Source organism: Streptomyces sp. NPDC004667, assembly GCF_040609475.1.
Lineage (GTDB): Bacteria > Actinomycetota > Actinomycetes > Streptomycetales > Streptomycetaceae > Streptomyces.
This window is the reverse complement of sequence record NZ_JBEXKC010000252.1, coordinates 1-1,864: the sequence shown is the minus strand read 5'-3', so window position 1 is coordinate 1,864 and position 1,864 is coordinate 1. Positions and strand designations below refer to the sequence as shown.

The 1,864-nt window shown below is 69.7% G+C and carries 2 protein-coding genes and 1 pseudogene; all 3 read left to right on the top strand.

Going from position 1 to position 1,864, the window contains the following annotated elements:
• The coding region (locus tag ABZW32_RS39825; RefSeq protein ID WP_356225813.1) for a HAMP domain-containing sensor histidine kinase at positions 1-818 on the top strand (818 nt) is incomplete at its 5' end.
• Positions 815-1,324, top strand: coding sequence for a hypothetical protein (locus ABZW32_RS39820; RefSeq protein ID WP_356225811.1), 510 nt, complete (start codon positions 815-817; stop codon positions 1,322-1,324). The genes ABZW32_RS39825 and ABZW32_RS39820, both read left to right, overlap by 4 nt.
• Positions 1,325-1,502: 178 nt before the next feature.
• A pseudogene (locus tag ABZW32_RS39815) lies at positions 1,503-1,864 on the top strand (hypothetical protein); the annotation flags it as partial.

The window sequence follows — 1,864 nt, the reverse complement described above, 5'->3', positions numbered from 1 at the left end:
ATGCGGCGGGCGACCTGTCATCCCGGGCCACAGCGCGCGGCCGCGACGAGCTTGCCGATCTGGCTCGCGACTTCAACAAGACGGCGGAGGAGCTGGAGTCGTCCGTCGCCCGACTGTGCGAGCAGGAGGCACGGGCGCGGCGGTTCGTAGCAGATGTCTCGCACGAACTGCGAACTCCCCTTGCCGCGGTGACCATGGTCGCGACCATCCTCGACGAGGACGCCGGGCAGCTGCCGCCCGATACTGCGCGGGCGGCCCGCACGGTCAGCGCGGAGACGGCGAAGTTGTCGCGGCTCGTCGACGACCTGATGGAGATGTCCCGCTTCGACTCGGGCGCGGCCCGCCTCCGGCTCCAGGAGACCGATCTGGCCGAGGCCATCCGCGCCGGCCTCGCGCTGCGCGGCTGGCAGAACCGGGTGGTGACCCACCTTCCGGACGGGGTGCGGGAGGTCGTGGACCGGCGCCGGGTCGACGTCATCGTCGCCAACCTCGTCGGCAACGCGCTGCGCCACGGCGCACCCCCCGTCACGGTGACCCTGTCAGCCGTCGGTGACTGGCTTGCCGTCACCGTGACGGACTCGGGACCCGGGCTCCCACCCGAGGCTCTGGCCCACGTCTTCGACCGCTTCTTCAAGGCCGACACCGCCCGCACCCGATCCTCGGACCAGGAATCGGGCAGCGGACTGGGCACCGCCATCGCCCTGGAGAACGCCCGCCTACACGGCGGCACCATCGAAGCTTCGAACCGGAGCGCCGGCGGAGCTGAGTTCACCCTGCGCCTGCCGCGCCGGCACGCCACGAACGAGGAGGACCGATGACCCGCGGTCGTGCGGCGGCCACCGGCCTCCTGGCCGCAGGACTGGTCCTCGCCGGGTGCGGCGTCCAGCCGACCGGGGTCCTGGACGCGGGCGAGTCCGCGGCCGGCCTCACCAAGGGACTGCGCCTGTACTACGTATCCGACACCGGTCGCCTTGAAGGGGTCTCCCGGCCGGACATCCAGCTGACCGAGCTGGGCGGCGTCATCAAACTCCTGATGGACCCGCCCGCACCGGAACTGCGCTCCGGACTCAACACGCTCGTCCGTACCGGCTCGTACACCGTGACCGGAGGCAAGGACCGCATCACCGTGCGCATCCCGGACCTCTCCCTGTCCACCTCCTCCGTCCACGACCGGAACCTCACCGGACAACTCGTGTGCAGCCTCGCCCGCGCCAGCGCGGTCCTCGACAACAGCGGAGCCACCCGACCCGACGACGTACAGGTAACGCTCCGCCCGGAGCGGGGAGAACTCGGGCCCTATGTATGTTCCGACTTCCTCAAATGAGGCCAGCACCGATCACACCAGGGCGTCACAACCGGACCAGGGCCTACAAGGATTACGCCAAGGAAGCACAGGAATCAGCCGACCGCGCCGAGAAAGCCGCCAAGGCGAGGGTATTGGGCCACAAGGGCAAGGGCCGAGAAGGATTCACCATCATGACGGCATTCCCAGGGGAGGCCCTATGACAGAGGAACGTCCTGCCTACTACGAGCTCGGCTACGGCGAGGATTTCGGGCTGACCAGCCTGTCCGAGCACCTCAGCCAGGCCAGCCCGGAAGTCGCCCTGGCCGCCGCCCTCGGGTACGCGGAAGAGGTCGCCGCCCGGTCCGAGGGGGACGAAGCCGTCGAACTGGGTGGGGACGCTCGCCGGCTGCTGGCGTCCGAGCTTCCGGAACAAACTCTCCACACCGTGTGGCTGGCCTCCACACGGCAGGCCTTCGACCCGGTCAACCACGGCATGAGCACCCGCGAGTGGCTGGAAAGGATCTCGGAGATCTCCACAGCACAGCTGCGCCGGGACCGGCGCTCCTACGCTCCGCCGCC

What these genes read in the sequence shown, in the direction of transcription:
- ABZW32_RS39820 (WP_356225811.1), top strand. Translation starts at nt 815, where the DNA reads ATGACCCGCGGTCGTGCGGCGGCCACCGGCCTCCTGGCCGCAGGACTG.